General features: G+C 66.1%; 4 protein-coding genes. All 4 read left to right on the forward strand.

Annotated features, from left to right (window positions below; translation table 11 throughout):
- Positions 1-35 precede the first annotated feature (35 nt).
- The 4 genes from AC788_RS07225 to AC788_RS07240 all read left to right on the forward strand — a co-directional run bounded on the left by AC788_RS07225 (position 36) and on the right by AC788_RS07240 (position 25,565).
- Positions 36-7,775, forward strand: coding sequence for a non-ribosomal peptide synthetase (locus AC788_RS07225; RefSeq protein WP_049859990.1), 7,740 nt, complete (start codon positions 36-38; stop codon positions 7,773-7,775).
- Positions 7,772-20,080 (forward strand): non-ribosomal peptide synthetase, encoded by a 12,309-nt coding sequence (locus tag AC788_RS07230; RefSeq protein ID WP_049859991.1) that lies wholly within the window; start codon positions 7,772-7,774, stop codon positions 20,078-20,080. Before AC788_RS07225 ends, AC788_RS07230 begins: the two co-directional genes overlap by 4 nt.
- Position 20,081: 1 nt before the next feature.
- Entirely contained in the window at positions 20,082-24,140 is a 4,059-nt protein-coding gene (locus AC788_RS07235; RefSeq protein WP_049859992.1) for a non-ribosomal peptide synthetase, read from the forward strand.
- A gap of 75 nt (positions 24,141-24,215) precedes the next feature.
- Complete coding sequence (locus tag AC788_RS07240) at positions 24,216-25,565, forward strand: lysine N(6)-hydroxylase/L-ornithine N(5)-oxygenase family protein (protein WP_049859993.1); 1,350 nt, start codon at positions 24,216-24,218, stop codon at positions 25,563-25,565.
- The last annotated feature ends 34 nt before the right edge of the window (positions 25,566-25,599 follow it).

Below are 25,599 nucleotides of genomic sequence, written 5' to 3' on the forward strand. Positions count from 1 at the left end.
CCGGTCGGCCCCCTCTTTTGCGAACTGGATTGACCATGACCGATATCGACCGCGACGAGTTGCTTGCCCTGTTACTGGATGACGAAGGACTGGACGATGCAGCGCCAGCCACACCCAGCGGGCCGGTCCGCCGCACCGAAGATGGACCGGCGCCGCTGTCGTTCGCCCAGCGCCGTTTGTGGTTTCTTCAACAATATGACGTACACAGCCCGGCCTATAACTCGGCTCGCGCGCTGCAGATTCAAGGCCAGCCGAATGTCCCGGCCTTGCAGACTGCCCTGCGCCGACTGATCGAGCGCCATGCCAGCCTGCGCACGCGTTTCGTGCAGGTCGATGGGCAACCTCTGCAGGTCATCGATCCCGAGGTGGAATTTCATCTGGAATGCGTCGACCTGCCTGACGACACAGGGTTGCAAGCCGCCCTGCGCCAACGCGTTGCCGTGCCCTTCGACCTGGGTCAGGCACCACTGCTGCGGGCCAGTCTGCTGCGCTACCCCGGCGGTGCCGTGTTGCTGTTGTGCCTGCATCACATCGTTGCAGACGCCTGGTCGAACCCGCTGCTGATTGCCGCCCTCGGCCAGGCCTATGCCGCTGCCCTGCAAGGCCACGACCGCGCCTTGCCGAAACTGCCGCTGGAGTACGCCGACTACGCGACCTGGCAGCGCAAGTACGTGGCCGGCCAGGCCGGCCGCCAGGCACAGGCCTACTGGCGTGATTATCTGGGTCAGGACGTGCCCGTGCTCGAACTGCCCAGCGACCGACCGCGCCGCGCCGAACCGCGCCTGGAAGCCGCGCGTCATGACCTTCGCCTGCCGGCCAGCACGGCCCAGGCACTGCGAGAATTCTGCCGATTGCAGCAGTGCTCGCCCTTCGTGGTGTTGCTGGGCGCCTGGCAAGTGCTGTTGGCGCGCTACAGCGGCCAGCGCGACTTTGCCGTCGGTGTGCCCAATGCTGCGCGCAGTCATGCCCAGGTGCAGAACATCGTCGGTTTCTTCGTCAACACCCAAGTGTACCGCGCACGGCTGGAGCCTGCGCTGACCACGCGTGCGCTGTGCCGCCGTTTGCGCGAGGAAAGCCGTGTCGCATTGGAGCAGTCGGATTTTCCCTTCGAGTGCGTCATGGACGGCCTGAATCTGAGCCGCGATCTGCATCACACGGCGCTGTTCCAGGTGTTGTTCAACTTTCGCCATTCGCGGGATGCCCAGGCCCTGCAACTGCCGGGATTGCAGGTGCAGGTGTTGGACGTGGAGCTGGAGAGTGCGCGTTTCGACCTTACCCTCGATGTCATTGCCAACCCTGACGGCATCGATTGCCGGCTGGAGTACGTCACCGCGCTCTATGACGCCACGACCATCGCGCGCATGGGCCAGCATCTTGCTCAGCTCGTGCAGGGCATGGTCGCCGCGCCCGATCGGTCGGTGTTCAGCCTGCCGCTGATGGATGTTGCCGAGCTGTACCAATTGAGCGCCTGGAACGCAACCGACAGCGGCTACCCGCAGTATCCGAGCCTGCCTGCGCTGATCGCCGAACAGGTGCGTGCGACGCCCGATGCGTTGGCGTTGGTCCATGGCGATACGCGTTTGAGCTATGCCGAGCTGGATGCCCGCGCTAATCAGCTTGCCCATTGGCTGCATGGGCAGGGCGTTGGTCCGGATGTGCCGGTTGCCGTCTGTGCCGAGCGCTCGGTGGAATTGGTGGTGGCGTTGCTGGGCGCGATCAAGGCGGGCGGCGCGTATCTGCCGCTGGATCCGGAGCATCCGCGCGAGCGGTTGCAGGGCATGCTTGAGGACAGTGGCAGTCCGTTGTTGCTGACTCAGAGTGAGTGGGTAGAAAAATGGTCGGGCGAGGCGGGTGTTCCCGTTTATGCACTGGAAGATCTGCCCCTGGGCAGCTTGCCGATGAGCGCGCCGGACGTTCTCATCAGTCCGGAAAACCTCGTCTACTGCCTCTACACATCAGGCTCCACCGGCAAGCCCAAAGCCGTCGGCAATCGCCACGCCGGTCTGCTCAACCGACTGCAATGGATGCAAGCCGAATACGGGCTGACCGCCAGTGACCGAGTATTGCAAAAGACCCCTTACACCTTCGACGTATCGGTATGGGAATTCTTCTGGCCGTTGATCAGCGGTGCTTCATTGGTCATGGCGCCGCCCGGTGCGCACCGTGATCCGCAAGCGTTGCGCGAACTGATCGTCGAGCACGGCATCACCACGCTGCACTTCGTGCCGTCGATGCTGCAGGCGTTCGTGTCGGCGGGTGAGTTGCCGGCTTGCACATCGCTCGAACGCATCATCTGCAGCGGTGAAGCCCTGCCGGCTGAGTTGCAGCGCCAAGTGCTGGCGCAGATGTCCAGTGAATTGCACAACCTGTACGGACCGACCGAAGCGGCCATCGACGTCACGGCCTGGGCCTGCCGCGAAGACGGCAGCAGTGTGCCGATCGGCCGGCCCATCGCCAACACCCAGATCCACATCCTCGATGCCGACCTCAATCCTGTACCCGTGGGTGTGGCCGGTGAGTTGTACATCGCTGGGATCAACCTGGCGCGGGGCTACCTGAGTCGCCCCGCGCTGACCGCCGAACGCTTCGTCGCCAACCCCTACGGCGCGCCTGGCTCACGCATGTACCGCAGCGGTGACCTGGCGCGCTGGCGTGCCGACGGGACCATCGACTACCTCGGCCGTCTCGATCATCAGGTGAAATTGCGCGGCCTGCGTATCGAGCTGGGCGAGATCGAAGCGGTGCTGCTGGCTCACCCGAACGTACAGGAAAGCGTGGTCATCGCCCGTGACGAGAGACTCATCGGTTACTGGGTAGGCGGCGACACCGATGAAGCCGAACTCAAGACCCATCTAGGCCAGCACGTGCCCGACTACATGGTGCCATGGCGCCTCGTACAGCTCGACGCGATGCCGCTGTCGGCCAACGGCAAGCTGGACCGCAAGCAGCTGCCGACGCCCGAAGGGCAGGTCGCCGTCGAGGCCTACGTCGCACCGCGCAGCGAGGTCGAACGGGCCTTGGCGTCGATCTGGGCCGAGGTCTTGGGCGTCGAACAGGTGGGTGTCGCCGACAACTTCTTCGAGCTGGGCGGCGACTCCATTCTGTCCTTGCAGGTGATCAGCCGGGCGCGGCAGGCCGGGTGGCAACTCAAGCCACGCGATGTGTTCGAGCATCAACACATCGCTGCCTTGGCAGCCGTCGCGGTGGCCTTGGACCACGCCCGTGTCGACAACGGCCCGGTACAGGGCGAGGGGCCGATCACACCGATTCAGGCGCATTTTTTCGCCCAGGCGGTGCCTGTCCCCGGCCACTGGAATCAGGCGTTGCTGCTGCGGCCGCTGCAAACACTTCAGCCACAGGCGCTGGATCGGGCGCTGACGGCGCTGTACGCCCATCACGATGCTCTGCGCCTGCACTTTCAGCGTGTCGAAGGCCGCTGGCGCGCACACCACGGGCAAGCTACGACCTCGCTGCTGCAGTGCCAGAGCCTGGGCGAAGCCGGATCCGAGGCGATCACTGCGCTGTGTGAAGCCGCCCAGCGTGGCTTCGATCTGGACCAGGGTCCGCTGTTCAAGGCCGTGCTCATGGAACTGGGCGACGGCAGCCAGCGGCTGTTGCTGGTCGCCCATCACTTGGTGGTGGATGGGGTATCCTGGCGCATCCTGCTGGAAGATCTGGCGCGGCTGCACACTCAGGCGCTGGCGGGTTTGCCACTTGAACTGGCTCCGCGCACGGCCAGCTTCAAGGCGTGGGGCGAGTACCTCGTCAATGAGGCGCGACTGGGGGTAAGCGATGCCGAGCGCGACTACTGGCGCGCCTATGCGCAGACTTCGGCCGCTTCGCTGAACGTGCAGCATCCGCAGGGCAGTCGTGCCTTGGCTGACACCGCTCAGGTGCGCCTGCAACTCGATGCGGCGCGCACCCAGGCGCTGCTCGGCGCTGCTAATGGTGCTTATCGCACGCGCATCAACGAGCTGCTGTTGACCTCGCTGGCGCAGACGCTGTGCCACTGGAGTGGTCAGTCGGCGGTGGACATCCTCCTGGAGGGCCACGGCCGCACCCCCAACGCCGATGCGGATATGGACCTGAGCCGTAGCGTGGGCTGGTTCACCGCCCTGTACCCGCTGCAACTGACGCCTGGCAGTGACGACCCGGAGCAAGCCATCAAGGCGATCAAGGAACAGCTGCGCGCGGTGCCGGGCGAGGGGCTGGGTTATGGCGTACTGCGCTACCTCGACCAGAGCCAGTTCGCAGAGCAGCTGGCGGCCCGGACGGCCCCGCAGGTCACCTTCAACTACCTCGGCCAGTTCGACCCGGGTCGTTCGGCCGGTGGCCTGTTCGCCTGGGCCGATGAGCCCCTGGGTGCTTCCCTGGACCCCAGCGCCGGGGCCGACAGCGAATGGGTGGTGACCGGCCAGGTGCGTGACGGCTGCCTGCACGTGAACTGGCGCTACGGCGTCGAGCGTTTCGATACGGTCGTGGTGCAAGCCCTGGCGCAACGGTATCTAGCGACATTGGCCAGGCTGATCGACCATTGCCTGAGCCCTGGGGCCGCGGGCGTCACGCCGGCGGACTTTCCCCTGGCGCAGCTGACTCAGGCGCAACTGGACGCCCTGCCGGTCGCCGCGACCGACCTTGAGGACCTGTACCCGTTGTCGCCACTGCAGCAGGGTTTGCTCTTTCATGCCCTGCAAGGCGACACTCGCAGCACCTACATCAATCAGGTCAGCGTGCCGCTGAGCGACGTGGACGGCCTGCGGTTTGCGGAGGCCTGGGAGCGTGTCACCCGCGAACACGCGATCCTGCGCGCCGGTTTCGTCTGGGACGGCGATCTGCCGCAACCGTTGCAATGGATTCATCGCCACTTGCCTTCGCCGGTGCAGCACCTGGACTGGCGCGCACGCCCTGCGCAGCAGGTGCGTCTGGACCTGGCCGAACTGGCCGACGCCCAGCGCGACCAAGGCTTCGACCTGCGCCAACCGCCGCTGCAACGGCTGTTGCTGGTGCGCCTGGGCGAACGGGATTACCAACTGATCTGGACCCGCCATCACATCCTTCTCGATGGCTGGGCCACCGCGCGAATGCTCGAAGAAGTGCTCTTGCATTATCGCGGCGAGTCGCCGCTGCCGAGCGCGAGCGCCTATCGCGATTATCTGGCCTGGCTGGCACGTCAGGATGCGCAGACGAGCGAGGCGTTCTGGGCCGAGCAGCTGCGTCACCTGGATGCGCCGACGCGATTGGCCGACGCCTTGCCAGCAGTGCTCGAACAGGCGGGGCACGGCGACCTGCGCCTGCACGTGGACGAGGCGACCACCGAGGCACTGGCGGCGTTCGCCCGACGTGAGCGGGTGACCCTCAACACGCTGGTGCAGGGTGCCTGGAGCCTGCTTTTGCAGCGCTACACCGGGCAACGCAGCGTGGCCTTTGGCGCCACCGTGGCCGGCCGCCCAGCCGCGCTGGCCGATGCCGAGCGCATGCTCGGGCTGTTCATCAACACCTTGCCGGTCATTCAGGCGCCCGGCCCCGAGCGTTTGTTGGGCGAGTGGCTGCGCGATCTGCAGTCGCTGAATCTGGCGCTTCGCGAACACGAGCACACGCCGCTGTTCGATATCCAGCGCTGGGCCGGACAGGGTGGTCAGGCGCTGTTCGACAGCGTGCTGGTGTTCGAAAACTATCCGGTGGACAGCGCCTTGCGCAGCGGCAGTGGCGTGCGGTTCGGCCAGGTCATTTCGCGGGAGACCACCCATTACCCGCTGACCGTGGTGATCCATGCCGGCGATACCCTGAATGTGCAGATGAGCTACCTGCTGAGCGCTTTCGCGGCGGACAGCGTGGCTCGGATCGGCGAGCATTTGCGCAACCTTTTGCTGGCGATGGCAGCCCCGGCGCTGGACACGGCTTCGCTACGCCTGGGCGAGCTGCGCCTGCTCGATGCGGTGCAGCAACGTCAGTTGTCGGACTGGAACGCTACGGATATTCGGTATCCGTCTTATCCAAGCCTGCCGGCGATGATCGCCGAGCAGGTGCACGCCACACCCGATGCATTGGCGTTGGTCCATGGCGACACACGTTTGAGCTACGCCGAACTGGACGCCCGCGCCAATCAGCTTGCCCATTGGCTGCATGGGCAGGGCGTTGGTCCGGATGTGCCGGTTGCCGTCTGTGCCGAGCGCTCGGTGGAATTGGTGGTGGCGTTGCTGGGTGTGATCAAGGCGGGCGGCGCGTATCTGCCGCTGGATCCGGAGCATCCGCGCGAGCGGTTGCAGGGCATGCTTGAGGACAGTGGCAGCCCGTTGTTGCTGACTCAGAATCACCTGATGGAAAAATGGCCGGGCGAGGCGGATGTTCCTGTTTATGCGCTCGAAGATCTGCCCCTGAGCGGTTTGCCGATGAGCGCGCCGGACGTTCTTATCAGTCCGGAAAACCTCGTCTACTGCCTGTACACCTCAGGCTCCACCGGCAAGCCCAAAGCCGTCGGCAATCGCCATGCCGGTCTGCTCAATCGCCTGCAATGGATGCAGGCCGAATACGGTCTTACGACCCGTGACCGGGTGCTGCAGAAAACTCCGTACACATTCGACGTATCGGTATGGGAATTCTTCTGGCCGTTGCTCAGCGGCGCCGCATTGGTCATGGCACCGCCCGGTGCGCACCGAGATCCACAAGCACTGCGCGAACTGATCGTTGAGCACGGCATTACCACGCTGCACTTCGTACCGTCGATGCTCCAGGCGTTCGTGTCGGCAGGCGAATTGCCGGCCTGTATCTCGCTCAAGCGCATCATCTGCAGCGGCGAAGCCCTGCCGGCCGAGTTGCAGCGCCAGGTGCTGGCGCAGACGTCCAGCGAACTGCATAACCTGTACGGCCCCACCGAAGCGGCCATCGACGTCACCGCCTGGGCCTGCCGCGAAGACGGCAACAGCGTGCCGATCGGTCGGCCCATCGCCAACACCCAGATCCACATCCTGGATGCCGACCTCAATCCGGTGCCGGTCGGGGTGGCGGGCGAGTTGTACATCGCCGGCGTCAACCTGGCGCTCGGCTATCTGAGTCGCCCTGCGCTGACCGCCGAGCGCTTCGTCGCCAACCCCTACGGCGAGCCCGGCTCGCGTATGTACCGCAGCGGCGACCTGGCGCGCTGGCGCGAGGACGGTGCCATTGACTACCTCGGCCGTCTCGACCATCAGGTGAAATTGCGCGGCCTGCGTATCGAGTTGGGTGAGATCGAAGCGGTGCTGCTGGCTCACCCGGCGGTGCGCGAATGCGTGGTGGTTGCCGCAGACAACCAACTGCTGGGCTACTGGGTCGGCGACGCCGTTGACGAGGCCGCGCTTAAATTTCACCTCGGCCAGCACGTTCCTGAGTACATGGTGCCGTGGCGACTGCTGCAACTCGAAACCATGCCGCTGTCGGCCAACGGCAAGCTGGATCGCAAGCGCCTGCCGCAGATCGAGGTTCAGGTCGTCAAAGGGCATGTCGAACCGCGCACTGACGCCGAACGCGACCTGGCAAGGATCTGGTCCGAAGTGCTGGGCGTGGCGCGGGTCGGGGTGACGGATGACTTTTTCGAACTGGGCGGGCATTCGCTGCTCGCGACCCGTCTGGCTTCGCAGATCCGCCACCAATTGGGCGTACAGATTCATCTCGGCGCGGTGTTCGATACGCCCACCGTCGAGGCGCTCGCTCGGCACCTGGAGCACATTCCGGCGCACGCCCCTGAAGAGGAGGTGGACGCCATGACCCAATTGCTGAACGAACTGGAGCGCATCGAATGAACGACCTGAGCCAACCCCACGGCCCGAGCCTGCGCGACGATCCGTTGCGCCCGTTGGCGGAACGGTTCAACGCGCTTCCAGCGCCAAAGCAGCGGATATTTCTGCAGCAACTGCGCGCAAAAGGCATCGACGCCCGTCGCTTGCCAATCGTCCCGGCACCTCCCGAGGCGCAATCACCGTTGTCCTACAGTCAGAAGCGACTATGGCTGCTCTGGCAGTTGGAGCCGACCGCCAGTGCCTACCACATCACCGGCGGCCTGCAATTGTCCGGCGAGCTGAACGAGGCCGCTTTGCAGGCGGCGATTGCCGACATCGTGGCCCGACACGCGGTGCTGCGCAGCGACTTCCCCACTCAGGACGGCGAACCGGTGGTGCGCGTGCACGACGTCGATGCCTGCACCGTGACACTGATCCGCGAAGACCTCAGCGACGTATCGGTGTCGGCCCGCGATGCAGCGTTGGCGCGTCTGGCACAAGAGCAGGCCACACGACCGTTCGATCTCACTCAAGGCCCCTTGCTGCGTTTGTGCCTGGTGCGTTGCGAGGCCGAGCGGCATGCCTTGCTGGTCACCTTGCACCACATCGTTGCCGATGGCGTCTCGGTCGAGCTCTTCGTCGAGGAGCTGGCCAGCGGCTACGCCCGCCGTCTGCGGGGCGATGCCGATGCCTTGCCCAGCCTCGAGATTCAGTACAGCGATTACGCCCGTTGGCAGCGCCTGTGGCTGGAAGCGGGTGAGGGCGAGCAGCAACTGGCATACTGGTGCGAGCGCCTGGGCACCGAGGAACCGGTGCTGGAGTTGCCGGTGGATCATCTGCGGCCCGGCTTGCCCAGCTACCGCGGCGCCCGGGTCGGCAAAGCCTTGCCCGACGCCCTCAGCCAGCGCCTGCGCCAGTTCGCCCGCGCCCAGCACGCCACGCCGTTCATGGTCCTGCTGGCGGCTTACGGGGTGTGGCTCGGCCGGCTGTGTGGTCAGTCGCAGGTGCGTATCGGCATTCCGGTGGCCAATCGCACGTCCCCAGCCACCCAGGGTTTGATGGGCTGTTTCGTCAATACTCAGGTCTGGCCGCTGCAGGTGTCGCGGCAAGCGTCTTTCGTCGACCAGCTCAAGGCCGTGCGTGAACAGGCGTTGCAGGCTCAGGCTCACCAGGACGTGCCCTTCGAGCATCTGGTCGAGGCGCTGCAACCGGCGCGCAGCCTGGGCCGCAACCCGTTGTTCCAGGTGCTGTTCAACCACTTGCAACGTGGCGACCGTGAGGTGGAGGCGGGCGGCCTGGTGTTCGAGCGTCTGGAGCAGACGGCCCAGACCGCACAGCTGGACCTGGCCCTGACCACCGAAGAAAACCCTCAAGGTCAGATCACGGCGACCTTCAGCTACGCCACCGACCTGCTTGAGGCTGCCACCGTGCAGGCGTGGCACGCGCACTTCGTGCACCTGCTCGAACAGGTGCTGGAACAGCCCGAGCGCGCGCTGCATGAACTGGCGCCGCTGACCCCGGCCGAGCAGGCGCAGTTGAGCACCTGGAACGCCACTCAGGAAGACTATCCATCCTACGCGAGCCTGCCTGCGCTGATTGCCGAACAGGTGCGCGCTACACCCGATGCGCTGGCGTTGGTCCATGGCGACACACGTTTGAGCTATGCCGAACTGGATGCCCGCGCCAATCAACTGGCCCATTGGCTGCAAGGGCAGGGTGTTGGGCCGGATGTTCCGGTTGCCGTCTGTGCCGAGCGTTCGGTTGAGCTGGTGGTGGCGTTGCTGGGTGTGATCAAGGCGGGTGGCGCGTATCTGCCGCTGGATCCGGAGCATCCGCGGGAGCGGCTGCAGGGCATGCTTGAAGACAGTGGCAGTCCGTTGTTGCTGACTCAGAAGCACCTGATGGACGCCTGGGCACGCGTACCGGTTTATGCACTTGAGCTTCTGCCGCTTGGCGGCCAACCCACGAATGCGCCGGACGTTCTCATCAGCCCGGAAAACCTCGTCTACTGCCTGTACACCTCCGGCTCCACCGGCAAACCTAAAGCTGTTGGCAATCGCCACGCCGGTCTGCTCAACCGCCTGCAGTGGATGCAGGCCGAATACGGGCTGACATCCCATGATCGAGTGCTGCAAAAGACTCCCTACACCTTCGACGTATCGGTATGGGAATTCTTCTGGCCGTTGCTCAGCGGCGCCGCATTGGTCATGGCACCGCCCGGTGCACACCGCGATCCGCAAGCGTTGCGCGAGCTGATCGTTGAGCACGGCATCACCACGCTCCACTTCGTGCCGTCGATGCTGCAGGCGTTCGTATCAGCCGGCGAGTTGCCGGCCTGCACCTCGCTCGAACGCATCATCTGCAGCGGCGAAGCCTTACCGGCCGAGTTGCAGCGCCAGGTGCTGGCGCAGACGTCCAGCGAACTGCATAACCTGTACGGCCCCACCGAGGCGGCCATCGATGTCACGGCCTGGGCCTGCCGCGAAGACGGTCGCAGCGTGTCGATCGGCCGTCCCATCGCCAATACGCAGATCCACATCCTCGATGCCGATCTCAATCCGGTACCCGTGGGTGTGGCCGGTGAGTTGTACATCGCTGGGATCAACCTGGCGCGCGGCTACCTGAGTCGCCCCGCGCTGACCGCCGAGCGCTTCGTCGCCAACCCCTACGGCACGCCCGGCTCGCGCATGTACCGCAGCGGTGATCTGGCGCGCTGGCGTACCGACGGTGCCATCGACTACCTCGGTCGCTTGGATCACCAGGTGAAATTGCGCGGGCTGCGTATCGAACTGGGCGAGATCGAAGCGGTGCTGTTGGCTCACCCGAACGTCCAGGAATGCGTGGTCATCGCTCGTGACGAAAAACTGATCGGTTACTGGGTGGGCAGCGGTACCGATGAGACCGAGCTCAAGACACATCTAGGCCAGCACGTGCCCGAATACATGGTGCCGTGGCGCCTCGTACCGCTCGACGCCATGCCGCTGTCGGCCAACGGCAAGCTCGATCGCAAGCAATTGCCAGCCCCCGAAGGGCAGGTCGCCGTCGAGGCCTACATTGCACCGCGCAGCGAGGTCGAGCGGGCCTTGGCGTCGATCTGGGCCGAGGTCTTGGGCGTCGAAGAGGTGGGTGTCGCCGACAACTTCTTCGAACTGGGCGGCGACTCCATTCTGTCCTTGCAGGTGATCAGTCGGGCGCGGCAGGCAGGGTGGCAGTTGAGCCCACGAGACCTGTTCCTGCACCCGACCCTGGCCGCGCTGGCGCAGGCCGCACGCAGCGCCTGTCAGAGTGTAGAGCGAGTGCCGACCGTGGCCAGTGGGCCGGCGCCGCTGACGCCGATCCAGCACTATTTTTTCAGCCAGGACATTGCCCAGCCTCAGCACTGGAACCAGTCGGCCTTGCTGCGCCCATTGCAGGCCTTGCAGGCCGAGCCACTGCGCGCCAGTCTGGCGGCTCTGGCCGAGCACCACGCCAGCCTGCGTCTGCGTTACCACCAGGGTGCCAACGGCACTTGGCAACAACGCTACACCGCGTCCACCCGCGACGACCTGCTGGTGGAAATCGATGCCCCGGACGCCGAAACCTTGCTTCACGAGGCCGAGCGCCTGCAAGCCAGCCTCGACCTGAACGAGGGGCCCGTATTGCGCGCCGCGTTGCTGGCGTTGAGCGACGGCAGCCAACGGTTGTTGATCGTGATTCACCACCTGGTGGTGGATGGCGTGTCCTGGCGCGTGCTGGTGGAGGACTTGCAGCACGCCTATCGGCAACACAGCGCCGGTCGGGTGGTGACGCTGGCGCCGGTGGGTGCCAGCTTCGGGCAATGGGGCGAACGGCTGCTGGCCTTCGCGCAAAGCCCGGCGCTGCTCGCTGAACTGGAATACTGGCGCGCGCAGACACAAGGGCAACCGGCTCAGGCCCTGGGTCGCGAAGGCCAGGCCGTGGAACACCGGCTGCGCCTGCCGGCCGAGCTGACCCGCCGCCTGCACAAGGAAGCACCGGGCGCCTACCGCACGCGTCTGGATGAACTGCTGCTGGTGGCCCTGGCCCGCGTGCTGTGCCGACACAGCGGCCAGACCTCGCTGAGCGTGGCCCTCGAAAGCCATGGCCGTGACGCCTTGCCCGTGCCCTACAGCGACGGCCTGGATATCGAGCGCAGCGTCGGTTGGTTCACCAGCCTGTACCCGGTGCGCCTGAGTCCGGGCCTGGGCGATCTGGGCACGGCCATCAAGGCGGTCAAGGAACAACTGCGCCAGGTGCCGAACAAGGGCATCGGCTACGGCGCGCTGCGCTACCTGGGCCCGTCGTCCGCCCAGGCGTCGCTCGCCGAGCAGGCCTCGCCACAGGTGATGTTCAACTATTTGGGCCAATACGACACCGGCTTCGACGCTCAGCGCCTGTTCACCCTGGCCAGTGAACCGCAGGGCCGGCAGCGCGACGACCAGGCGCCGCTCAGCCATGCATTGACGGTCAATGCACGCCTGGTGGAAGGCCAACTGCACTTCGACGCCCGGGCCGATGCAAGTCATTACAGCCCCTCGCAACTGGAGTGTCTGCTGGACGACCTGCGCGCCGAACTGAGCCTGCTCGCCGCCCACTGCCTGGCCCCGGCGAACGCGGCGCTGACACCTGCCGACGTACCGCTGGCCGGACTGACCCAGGCCCAACTCGACGCCTTGCCCCTGACCGCACGCGACGTGGAAGACCTCTATCCGCTGTCGCCCCTGCAGCAAGGCCTGCTCTTCCACAGCCTGCAAGGCGATGCCCAGGCGGCCTACGTCAATCAGATCGATGTGGTGCTCGAAGGGCTGGATCTGCAGCGGTTCCTGCAGGCCTGGGACAGCACCGTGCAGCAGCACGCCACCTTGCGCAGCGTGTTCCTCGGCCAGGGCGAACTTCAGGTGCCGCTGCAGGCCGTTCTGCGCCGCTGCCGGGCCGTGGCTCAGGTACACGATGCCCGTGGGCTCAGCCAGCAGGCGCTGGACGACTGGGCGGCTGCAGAGCGCTCGAAAGGGTTCGACCTCACCTGCCTGCCGCTGCAACGGGTGCAGTTGTTGCAACTGGACGCCAACCGTTGCCGCATGATCTGGACCTTCCACCACATTCTGCTGGATGGCTGGAGCAGTGCGCGCCTGATCGGCGAGGTGCTGCAACGTTACGCAGGCGAGCAGCCGCTGGCGCCCCGCAGCCAGTATCGCGACTACATCGCCTGGTTGGGTACCCGCGACAGCGAGGCTGCGCAAGCGTACTGGCAGGCGCGCCTTGCTGCGCTGGACGGACCGACGCTGCTCGCTCAAAGCCTGCCGGCCCAGGACACTCAAGGTCTGAGCGATGCAACCGGTCATGGGGTGATCCGCAGCGGCCTGTCGGCCCAGGACACCCAGCGCCTGCGCCAATTCGCCCGTCGCCAGCGGGTGACCCTCAACACCCTGGTGCAGGGCGCCTGGATTCTCTTGCTGCAAACCTACACCGGGCAGGCGCAGGTGGCGTTCGGCACGACCGTGTCGGGCCGACCCACGGCGCTCGACGATGCCGAGTCGGTGGTGGGGCTGTTCATCAATACCGTTCCGGTGATCGGCAGTGGCGAGCCGGGCGAAAAAGTGGGTGAATGGCTGCGCGAGCTGCAAGCCCGCAGCGCCGACGCGGGGGAGTACGAACACACGCCACTGGCGGACATTCTGCGTTGGGCAGGGTTGAGCGGGCAAAGCCTGTTCGACAGCCTGCTGGTGTTCGAAAACTACCCTGTCGACTACGCCATGCGCCAGCGCAGCGGCGTGCGTATCGAAGCATCGAGCACGCGTGAAGCCACCCATTATCCGTTGTCCGTGGCGATCTTCTCCGGTGAGACGCTGGACATCACCTTCGGCTACCGCCGCGATGCGTTTGCTGCGGTGCGCGTCGAGGCGCTGGTGCAGCATCTCAACAGCCTGCTGCTCGGCCTGATCGCAGACGCCCAGCAGCCGCTGGCGGCGATCAGCCCGCTCGGCAGCCGCGAATACCGCCAGGTCATGGCCTGGGGCACCTCGGACTACGCACCGCACGCGTTCATCAGTGTGCCGCAGCGCATTGCCGCCCATGCCGCTGCCGATCCGCAGCGCGTCGCCTTGATCTGCGCCGGTGAGACCCTCACCCGAGGTGAACTGGAGCGGCAGGCCAACCGTCTGGCCCATGCCCTGATTGCCCGCGGCATCGGTGCGGAGATGCGCGTCGGCGTGGCGCTGCAGCGCTCCAATCGGCTGCTGGTGGCGTTGCTCGCCGTGGCCAAGGCCGGTGCCGCCTTTGTGCCGCTGGCGTTGGACTACCCCCGCGAACGTCTGGGCTATGTGCTGCAGGACAGTGGCATGAGCCTGCTGATCACCGAGCAGCTGGCGCTTGAGAGATTGCCTGAAACGCCGGGACTGCCGCTGCTGGACCTCGACCGCCAGGCGCTCGACGACTACAGCGAACACGCCCCCGAGGTCGATGTGCAGGCGCAGAATCTCGCCTACCTGATCTACACCTCCGGTTCCAGCGGCACGCCCAAAGGGGTTGCGGTCGCTCATGGTCCGCTGGCCATGCATTGCGCTGCCACCGCGCCGCTGTACGACATGAGCGAGGCCTCCCGCGAATTCCACTTCATCTCATTCGCGTTCGACGGCGCCCACGAGCGCTGGATGACCGCCCTGACCTGTGGCGCCAGCCTGGTGCTGCGCGACGAAGAACTGTGGTCAGCGGCGCGCACCTTGCAGACCTTGGCCGAACAGCAGGTCACCAACGCCGGCTTCCCGCCGGTGTACCTGACGCAGCTCGCCGCCGAAGCCCAGGCGCAGGGGCAGGCGCCGGCGCTGGACCTGTATTCCTTCGGTGGCGAAGCCATGCCCCAGGCCAACTTCGAACGCATCCGCCAGACCCTGGCGCCGCGCACCTTGATCAACGGCTACGGGCCTACCGAAACCGTGGTCACGCCGCTGGTATGGAAGGTCGCAGCGAGCCAGGCCTGTCGCTCGGCCTACGCGCCCATAGGCCGACCGGTGGGTGACCGTCGTGCCTACATTCTCGACGCGCGCCTGCAACCGGTGCCGGCCGGGGTCAGCGGCGAGCTGTACCTGGGCGGCAGCGGCCTGGCCCGTGAATACCATGACCGACCGGCGCTCAGCGCCGAGCGCTTCGTGCCGGATCCGTTCGGCGCACCCGGTGCGCGCATGTACCGCACCGGCGACCGCGTGCTGTGGGGCGCCGACGGGATCATCGAATACGTGGGTCGCATCGACCAGCAAATCAAGATTCGCGGCTATCGCATCGAACCCGGCGAGGTCGAGGCGTGCATTCAGCAGCACCCCGAGGTCGAAAGCTGCGTGGTGCTGGCCCGGCCTTCACCGTCCGGTGTGCGGCTGGTCGCCTATGGCGTAGCCGCGTCGACGGCAGATGAATCGACTCTGGAATCTCGGGTCAAGCAGGCGCTGGCCGAGCAGTTGCCGGACTACATGATCCCATCTCGCCTGCTGTGGTTGCCGCAATTGCCGGTAACGCCCAACGGCAAGCTCGACCGGGTCGCATTGCCGATTCCGGACTGGCATGCGCAGAGCGGCGATTTCCTTGCACCTCAAGGGGAAGTAGAGATCGTGCTAGCAGGCCTTTGGCAACAGCTGCTGGGCGTGGAGCGCGTGGGCGCGAACGAAAACTTCTTCGAGCTGGGCGGCGACTCCATCGTCTCCTTGCAACTGGTCGGCAGGGCGCGTCTGGCCGGCGTGCTGCTGACGCCCAGGCAGGTCTTCGAACAGCAGACTATTCGGGCCCTGGCCCAGGTCGCCAAGCGCCAGGCAAGTATCGTCCAGGCGCAGGGGCCGGTCACCGGTGCAGCGACCTTGACGCCGATCCAGGCGTGGTTTTTCGAAAGCCCGATCAGCGCGCGGCAGCACTGGAACCAGTCCGTCCTGCTGCAGCCGACCGAACCACTGGATGCCACGCTGATCGAAACGGCCCTGCAGACCTTGGTGGCCCACCACGACGCCCTGCGCCTGCGTTTCGTCGAGGACGACGACGGGCACTGGCAGCAGTCTTACGCCGAAACGGCCACAGTGCCGCTGGACCAGTTGCAGGTCACCGACAGCGCGCAAATGACCCAGGCGTGCAGCCGCAGCCAAGCCCTGCTGAATCTGAGCGAAGGCCCGCTGCTGCACGCGCTGCTGCTCGACATGGCGCAGGGGCAGCGCCTGTTGCTGGTGGCTCACCACCTGGTGGTGGACGGTGTGTCGTGGCGCATCCTGCTCGATGATCTGCAACGTGTGTATGAACAGTTGCAGGCGGGCCGGACGCCGACCCTTGGGCACAAGACCAGTGCGTTCCAGCGCTGGGGCGAAGTGCTCCTGGAGCAGGCGCCCGCGCGCCTGGCGGAGCTGGATTTCTGGCGCGCTACGGTTGCGGCCGGGGCCGTCAGCCTGCCGCTGCTGGACGCTGCGGGCAGCCGCCGTCGTGACCAGGTGCGCGAGTGTCAGGTGCGCCTGGCCGAGCCCCTCACGCGTCAGTTGCTGACCCAGGCGCCGCAAGCCTATCGCAGCCGCGTCGATGAACTGCTGCTCACCGCGCTGGCCCGTGTGGTCTTGCGCGCCACTGGCGGTCAGAGTGTGCTGGTGGCCCTGGAAGGTCATGGTCGCGAGGTCCCGGCGCAATACAGCGATGTCGACCTGAGCCGCAGCGTCGGCTGGTTCACCAGTGTCTACCCGGTGCGCCTGCACACCGACCCCGGGGCGGACGCCGGCGTGGCGATTCGCGGCATCAAGGAACAGCTGCGCCATGTCCCCGATCACGGTATGGGCTACGGCATCCTGCGCTCCCTGGGCGAGCCGCAGGTGCGCGGCGAACTGGCTGCCGGGTCGCAACCCTCGATCACCTTCAACTACCTTGGCCAGACCGATCTGGGCATGGAGAGCCAGGGCTTGTTCCGCCTTGCCCGCGAGCGTGGCGGCGACGATCAGGCGCCCGATGCGCCGTTGGGCAACGAGCTGGTCATCAATGCCCAGGTGCGTCAGGGTGAGCTGCACATGAACTGGCAGTACAGCGGCGCGCGGCTCGCCTCGGCCTGGGTCGAACCTTTGGCCCAAGCCTGGTGCGATGAGTTGCAGCAGCTCATCGAACATTGCCTGAAGCCTGACGCACAGCGTTTCACGCCTTCGGACTTCGCCTTGGCCGGGCTGGATCAAGCGACGCTGGATGGCCTGCAACTGCCCGCCGATACCGAAGCGCTGTATCCGCTGTCGCCGTTGCAGCAGGGCATGCTCTTCCATGCCTTGCAATCGCCCGATGAAAGCCATTACCTCAACCAACTGAGCCTGGCCATCGACGGCCTGGATGCAGCCCACTTCCAACAGGCCTGGGATACCACGGTCGCTCGCCATGACGTGCTGCGCACCGCGTTCCTCTGGGAAGAGTTGAGCCAGCCCTTGCAAGCCGTGCGGCGCAGCGTGCCGTCGGTGGTGCGCCTGCTCGACTGGCGTGACCGGAGCGAGGGCGACGGTGCGGTCGAGGCATTGGCGAACGAGGAGCGTGACCAAGGCTTCGATCTGGCGCGGGCGCCCCTGCTTCGCGTGCTGCTGGTGCGCCTGGACGAGCAACGCTACCAGTTGATTCTCACCAGCCATCACCTGTTGCTCGACGGCTGGAGTTCGTCGCGGCTGATTGCCGAGGTGCTGCAGCACTATCGCGGCACGCCGCCTGCCGAACCGGCCGGGCGTTTCGTCGACTACGTGCAATGGCTGCAGCAACGCGATCTGGTCGAGCGCGAACGGTTCTGGCGTGAACGCCTGGTCGATCTGCACGAGCCGACCTTGCTCGCCAGCACGGTGAGCGGCGCGGGCGAGGGCCTGGGTCACCGCCAGCACCTCTGGCAATGCGATGCGGCGACGACCGCACGCCTGAGCGCTATCGCCCGCCGCGAGCGGGTCACCTTGAACACCTTGGTGCAAGGTGCCTGGAGCCTGTTGCTGCAGCGCTACAGCGGGCAGGCCACGGTGGCGTTCGGCGCAACGGTGGCCGGTCGCCCGGCACAGTTGCCCGAGGCTGAGCGCACGCTGGGCCTGTTCATCAACACATTGCCGGTGATTCAGACGCCGCTCCCTCGGCAGCCGCTGGGCGACTGGCTGAGGCAGTTGCAGGGCTTGAACAGTGCGCTGCGCGAACATGAACACACACCGCTGTTCGAGATCCAGGGTTGGGCCGGGCAGGGTGGCCAGGCGTTGTTCGATACGCTGCTGGTGTTCGAAAACTACCCGGTGGAACAGGCCCTCGGTGAGGCCAGCGGTTTGCGCTTCTCGCCCGTGCAGCGCCACGAAACCACCCATTACCCGCTGACCCTGGTGATCCACGCGGGCGCGCAGTTGCAGATCGAGTTCAGCTACCGCCAGGACGCGTTCATCGAAGCCGATGTCTTGCGCTTCAGCGAACACCTGGCCGGGCTGTTGGCGCAGTTTGAGGACAGCCAGCGTCCGTTGGCCAGCCTGACCTTGCTGAGCCCTGCCGAGGTCCAGCAGATCAAGGCGTGGAACGCGACCGATAGCGGGTATCAGCAGTATCCAAGCCTGCCGGCGATGATCGCCGAACAGGTGCGCGCTACACCCGATGCGCTGGCGTTGGTCCACGGCGACACGCGTTTGAGCTATGCCGAACTCGATGCCCGCGCCAATCAGCTTGCCCATTGGCTGCAAGCTCAAGGCGTTGGGCCGGATGTACCGGTTGCCGTCTGTGCCGAGCGTTCGGTTGAGTTGGTGGTGGCGTTGCTGGGTGTGATCAAGGCGGGCGGTGCGTATCTGCCGCTGGACCCGGAGCATCCGCGGGAGCGGCTGCAGGGCATGCTCGAGGACAGTGGCAGTCCGTTGTTGCTGACTCAGAGTCATCTGTTGAACACATGGTCGGGCGAAGTCAGGGTGCCGGTGCACGCGTTGGAGCGCCTGCAGTTGGACGCGCAATCGATCACCTCGCCGAACGTCGTTATCAACCCGGAAAACCTCGTCTACTGCCTGTACACCTCGGGCTCCACCGGCAAGCCCAAGGCCGTCGGCAATCGACACGCAGGTCTGCTCAACCGATTGCAGTGGATGCAAGCCGAATACGGGCTGACCGCCAACGATCGGGTATTGCAAAAGACTCCCTACACCTTCGACGTATCGGTATGGGAATTCTTCTGGCCGTTGCTCAGCGGCGCCGCATTGGTCATGGCGCCGCCCGGTGCGCACCGCGATCCGCAAGCGTTGCGCGAGCTGATCGTCGAGCACGGCATCACCACGCTGCACTTCGTACCGTCGATGCTCCAGGCGTTCGTGTCGGCAGGCGAATTGCCGGCCTGTATCTCGCTCAAGCGCATCATCTGCAGCGGCGAAGCCCTGCCGGCCGAGTTGCAGCGCCAGGTGCTGGCGCAGACGTCCAGCGAACTGCATAACCTGTACGGCCCCACCGAAGCGGCCATCGACGTCACCGCCTGGGCCTGCCGCGAAGACGGCAACAGCGTGCCGATCGGTCGGCCCATCGCCAACACCCAGATCCACATCCTGGATGCCGACCTCAATCCGGTGCCGGTCGGGGTGGCGGGCGAGTTGTACATCGCTGGCGTCAACCTGGCGCGCGGCTACCTGGGTCGCCCTGCGCTGACTGCCGAGCGCTTCGTCGCCAACCCCTACGGCGCGCCCGGCTCACGCATGTACCGCAGCGGCGACCTGGCGCGCTGGCGTGCCGACGGCGCCATCGACTACCTCGGCCGTCTCGATCACCAAGTGAAATTGCGCGGCCTGCGTATCGAGTTGGGCGAGATCGAAGCGGTGCTGCTGGCTCACCCGGCAGTGCGTGAATGCGTGGTCATCGCCAGCGACAACCAACTGCTGGGCTACTGGGTCGGCGATGCCGTCGATGAGGCTGCGCTTAAATTTCACCTCGGCCAGCACGTTCCTGAGTACATGGTGCCGTGGCGACTGCTGCAACTCGAAGCCATGCCGCTGTCGGCCAACGGCAAGCTGGATCGCAAGCGCCTCCCACAGCCCGAAGGGCAGGGCAGCACCAGCGCCCATGTCCCGCCGAGCACCGATGCAGAACGCGCCCTTGTGGCGATCTGGGCCGAGGTCTTGGGTCTGGAGCAGATCGGTGTCACCGACAGTTTCTTCGAGCTGGGCGGGCATTCGCTGAGCGTCATGCAGGTGCGCGCCCAGTTGCAGCAGCGTCACGGCTGTCACCTACCGATCAACGCTTTCTTCGATCACGTCACCGTGCAGAAGTTGGCCCGGCAACTGCCCAGCGACGTGTTCGCCGCAGCGGCCGATCACCGCGAGCGGCTGAACGACATGGCCCGCTGGCTGGATGAATTCGAGGTTTGAGATGAGTATCGATCCGCATCAAATCGCCCACCGGTTTGCCGAGCTGAGCCCCGAGCGTCGCCAGGCCTTCCTGGCTCGGCTCGAGGAAAACGGCATGCGCTTCACCGACCTGCCCATGGTCGCGGTGCCGCGCTCGCCCACAGCGCCGCTGTCGCTGGCCCAGCGCGGTCTGTGGATCGCCTGGCAGCGCGAGCCCGACAGCCCGGCCTACAACCTGGCGGGCGTATTGCGCCTGGGTGGCCCGCTGAACGTCCAGGCGCTGGAGCAGACCTGCAACGATCTGCGTGCCCGGCACGAAGCGCTGCGCACCTCGTTCGCCCAGGACACCGAGGGTGAGCCGCAGCAATGCATTCAGCCGCATCAGTTCCAAGCGCTGGTGTGCCTGGAACTGGACGAAGCCGGCTCGCAGCAGCGGGCTCGGGTATTGACCCAGAAGCCTTTCGATCTGATGGGCGCCCCGGCGCTGCGTCTGGAACTGCACCGCCTGGATGCGCAGCAGCATCGTCTGGTGATTGTGCTGCATCACATTCTGGCCGACGGCTGGTCCATCGGCCTGATCATCGAAGACCTGGCTGCCGCGTATGCCGCGCGTTGCCAAGGGCACGCCCCGCAATGGCCGGCGCTGGCCGTGCAGTACGCCGATTACGCCGGCTGGCAGCGGCGCTGGCTGGAGGCGGGCGAACAGGCGCGCCAGCTCGACTACTGGCGCCAGCAACTGAGCGATGACCACACGCCCCTGGCGCTGCCGCTGGACCGTCCACGCAGTGCACAGCGCGATGCCCGCGGTGCCAGCGTCCGGGTGCAGGTGTCCGCCGATACCAGCGCGCGCTTGCGCAGCCTGGCCAAGGCGCAGGGGGCAACCACGTTCATGGCCATGCTGGCCGTGCTCAAGCTGCTGCTGGCCCGCCAGAGCAGCGCCGACCGCGTGCGCATCGGCTCGCCGTTGGCCAACCGCACCCGCGCCGAAACCCAGCGCGTGGTGGGCTACTTCACCACCCTGAGCGTGTTGAGCACCGCCGTCGATGAGCGGCAGAGCTTCACCGCGCTGCTGGATCGAGTGCGCAGCACCCTGTTCGAGGCCCAGGAACATGCGCAGCTGCCGTTCGACCAACTGGTGCAAGCGCTGGCACCGCCGCGCGAGGCCGGCACCCATCCGCTGTTTCAGGTCAAGTGCACCGAGCAACCGGCCAGCCGTCCGCAGCGTTTTGCCGAGCTGTCCATGAGCCTGGAAGGGCTGACCGCAGGGGAGGTGCATTTCGACTTGAGCGTCGACTTCACCGACCGCGCCGAAGGCATCGAGGTGTCGATCGCCTATGCGTGCGACCTGTTCGACGCCGTACGCATCGAACGCTTCGCCGCTCAGTTGTTGTCATTGACCGAAGCGGTGAGCCATGAGCCCGAACGGCGGCTGCTCGAACTGGCCGTTGAGCACGAGAGCGACGAGTGCGAACCGGCGGTCGAGGCCCAGGACGTGGTGAGCCTGTGGCAGCACCAGTACCGGCTCGACCCGGATGCCGTCGCCTTGACCGGCGCCGGCATGAGTTTCAGCCGTGCACAGGTCGAACGCGCAGCCGACGCCTTGGGCCAGCGCCTGCTCGCCCAGGGCGTCGGGCCCGGCGCACGGGTGGCGCTGCTGAGCGCGCGCACGCCGGCCATGGTCGTCGGTATCCTCGCGGTGCTCAAGTGTGGTGCTGCCTATGTGCCGGTCGATCCGCGCTGGCCGACAGAACGGCAGGCGGCGGTATTGGCCGACAGCGGGGTCTGTCTGGTGCTGGGCGCCGATCCCCAGGTGCCGGACCTTGCGTGGCTGGCCCTCGATCTGGACCTGGACGTGCCGCCATCGCCGCTGCCTTGGCCGCGGACGGTGCCCGAACTGCCGGCGTACCTGATCTATACCTCCGGCTCCAGTGGCACGCCCAAGGCCGTCGTCGCCACCCGTGGCAACCTGGCCGCCTATGTCGCAGGCGTCGGCCAGCGCCTGCAGTTGCCCGCGCACAGCCGCTTCGCCATGGTCTCGACGGTGGCCGCCGACCTCGGCCACACGGTGCTGTTTCTCGCCCTCAGCCAGGGCGGTGTACTGCACCTGGCCGACGAAGAGCAGGTCTTCGACCCCGATGCCTTCGCCCAATGGCAGAGCGAGCAGGGCAGCGACGTGCTGAAGATCACCCCCAGTCATTTGCAGGCCCTGCTCAATGCCCGCGATCCGCTGCATGTGTTGCCGCGGCACACCTTGATCCTGGGCGGCGAAGCGACGTCCTGGGCGCTGCTCGACGAGATTCGCCGGCTTGCTCCACAGCTGCGCGTGTTCAACCACTACGGCCCCACCGAAACCACGGTCGGTGCGCTGTGCCAGAACGCCGCCGATGCCGATCGCCTGCGCGCGCGAACCTTGCCCATCGGCACGCCACTGCCCGGCGTACAGGCGCGTGTGCTGGATGCCTACCTCAACCCGGTAGCCGACGGCGTGGTCGGTGAGTTGTACCTGGGTGGCGTTGGCGTGACCCAAGGGTACTCGGAGCGTGCGGAGTTGACCGCAGAGCGGTATGTGCCCGACCCCTATGGCGCGCCCGGTGCGCGGTTGTACCGCAGCGGTGATCGCGTCCGGCGCCTGCCCGATGGCAGCCTGGAGTACCTGGGGCGCAGCGACGATCAGGTAAAGATTCGCGGTTATCGCGTCGAGCCGGGGGAGGTCGCCACGGCCATTCTCCGCTTGGCCGGCGTCGGTGAGGCGGCGGTGATCGCGGTCGCTGACGAAGACGGCGCTCACCAGCTGCACGCCTATGTGGTGCTGGCGGCTGAGACCGACGTAGCCACGTTGCGCCAGTCCCTTGCAAGCCAGGTGCCGGACGCGCTGCTGCCGTCTCACTGGACCGTGCTGGACAGTCTGCCGCTCACCGCCAATGGCAAACTCGATCGGCGAGCCTTGCCCACAGTGGAGGCGGCGCTGCCAACCCGCGAAGGCCCGCAAGGGCCGACCGAGCAGGCCCTCGCGCAGCTGTGGTGCGACCTGCTGGGACGCAGCGACATTCCACGCAGCGCATCGTTTACCGAACTGGGCGGCGACTCGTTGCTGAGCCTCAAGCTGCTCGCGCGCATCCGCAAACAAGGGCTGCAAGGCGAGCGCAAGCTGACCCTGGCGGACGTGCTCAATGCTTCCAGCCTTGCTGTCTTGGCGGAGTGCCTGACACCGCCGCCGGTGGCCGAGCCCGAGGTAGTGTTTCTGAGCCGTTCTGGCAGCGGCGTGCCGCTGTTCTGTCTGCCTGGGCTGATCGTCAACAGCAGCGAATTCAAGCCATTGGTGGCGGCACTGGGCGAGGATCGGCCGGTGTATGGTTTCGTCAGCCATGTCTACACCGAGCAGCGCTGGCGCGGTTACGACGTTCTGGCGCTGGCCAGCGAATATGCCGAGTACATCGTCCGTACCGTCAAGGGGGGCCGCTGCGCCTTGCTCGGCTGGTCATCCGGAGGCGAACTGGCGCTGGAAACCGCACGCTTGCTGCAAGGGCGCGCCCAGCTCGAGTTCCTCGGCCTGGTGGACGTGTTCGAGTCGGTGCCCTTTCATCCACGTCAGCCACTGGACGCTGCCACCCGGGATCGCGCGCAACCGCTGCTGGAACACTGGCTGGCGCGCTCGGCCATGGCGACGCAATGGCGCGGGTTGTTCGCGCTGATGGACGCGCGCGAACGCGACGCGTTGGCCGAGCACGTACTGGCCCACGACGGCCAATTGCCCTGCGACGGACCGGATCTGCTGTCCCGCGAGTTCGAACAATGGGCATTGCTCGACAAGCGCTTGAAAGCCGCGCGTCATGTGCTCGAACCCCTGGCGATAGCGGTGCACGTCTGGCAGGCCCAGGACTCCCTGACCCGCAGCGAGCGCCTGCGCGACTGGAACGGGTTGGTCGAGGTGGTCGAGCAGCGCTGTGTAGCGGGTGCACACCACCTGGACATCGTCCGTCACCCCGGCTTCATGGCCGATCTGGCGCAGGCCCTGAAGGCCCTCGAAAGCGGCAGGCGATCGGAGGTTGCTAAATTTGCCGAGGCCACGAGCGTCTTCTAGGAACACGTCACCCGAAGGCCGCACGCAACCCGGCGGCCTTCGCTCCCTCACCCTCTTCTGGAAGGAATCGGTCACATGACGCAGCACCTCACCCCGACGGCTCCCCACGACCTCATCGGCATCGGCTTCGGCCCGTCCAATCTGGCCCTGGCCATCGCCTTGCAAGAGCGCGCAGAGCAGGGCGGGCGGCCGTTCGACGCGCTGTTTCTGGAGCGTCAGCCCGACTACAGCTGGCACGGCAACACCCTGGTCGCCCAGAGCGAACTGCAGATTTCGTTTCTCAAGGACCTGGTGACCCTGCGCAACCCCTCCAGCCGCTTCTCGTTCGTCAACTACCTCAAGGCCCACGGTCGCCTGGTGGATTTCATCAACCTGGGCACCTTTTACCCCTGCCGCATGGAGTACAACGACTACCTGCGCTGGGTCGCGCAGCAGTTTGCCGAACAGAGCCGCTATGGCGAGCAGGTGCTGCGGGTCGAGCCGATCGTGGAAGGGGATGGTCGGGTGCAGCGCCTGAACGTGGTCAGCCAGCACCAGGGCCGCGAAGTCCAGCGTCAGACCCGCTCGGTGATCGTCAGCACCGGCGGCACGCCGAAGATCCCCCAGGCGTTCGCCTCGTTCAAGGACGACCCACGGGTGTTCCACCATGCCCGCTACCTGTCGGCCATGGCCACCCAACCCTGCAGCCGTGGCGAGCCGATGCGCATTGCAGTGGTGGGCGCGGGGCAGAGCGCCGCCGAGGCGTTCATCGACCTCAACGACAGCTACCCCAACGTTCAGGTCGACATGATTCTGCGCGCCGCCGTGCTCAAGCCGGCGGACGACAGCCCGTTCGTCAACGAAATTTTCGGCCCGGATTACACCGACCTGGTGTTCAATCAGCCCGAAACCGAACGTGAGCGTTTGATCCGCGAGTACCACAACACCAATTACTCGGTGGTGGACCTGGACCTGATCGAGCGCATCTACGCCATGCTCTATCGCCAGAAAGTCTCCGGCGTCGAGCGCCATGCTTTCCTCTGCCGACGCATGATCGAAAGCGCCACTGACGTCGATGGCCGCGTGCAACTGCAACTGCGCGACCTGGCCACCGGCAGCACCGAAGCGCGGCGTTACGATGCGGTGATTCTGGCCACCGGTTACGAGCGTCGCTCGCATCGCGAACTGCTCGCTCCACTGAAGGACTATCTGGACGACTTCCGGGTCGACCGCGACTACCAGTTGATCGCCCGCCCGGAGCTTGAAGCGCCGGTCTTCATCCAGGGCTTCAGCCAGCATTCCCACGGCCTGAGCGATACGCTGCTGTCGGTGCTGCCGGCTCGTTCGGGAGAGATCGCCGCTGCCCTGGAGCAGCGCCTGGAGGGCGTCGACCAGGCCCGCCCGAGCGTCGCACGCCGCGCGGTTGGGCGAAGCCTCTCGGCGTGATGGCTGAACAGGAGCGACGGATCGGATATGCTGG

It is taken from the genome of Pseudomonas sp. RIT-PI-a, assembly GCF_001187875.1.
GTDB lineage: Bacteria > Pseudomonadota > Gammaproteobacteria > Pseudomonadales > Pseudomonadaceae > Aquipseudomonas > Aquipseudomonas coleopterorum.

Coding starts and splice junctions, on each gene's coding strand:
- AC788_RS07225 (WP_049859990.1), top strand. CDS start 36: ATGACCGATATCGACCGCGACGAGTTGCTTGCCCTGTTACTGGATGAC.
- AC788_RS07230 (WP_049859991.1), top strand. CDS start 7,772: ATGAACGACCTGAGCCAACCCCACGGCCCGAGCCTGCGCGACGATCCG.
- AC788_RS07235 (WP_049859992.1), top strand. CDS start 20,082: ATGAGTATCGATCCGCATCAAATCGCCCACCGGTTTGCCGAGCTGAGC.
- AC788_RS07240 (WP_049859993.1), top strand. CDS start 24,216: ATGACGCAGCACCTCACCCCGACGGCTCCCCACGACCTCATCGGCATC.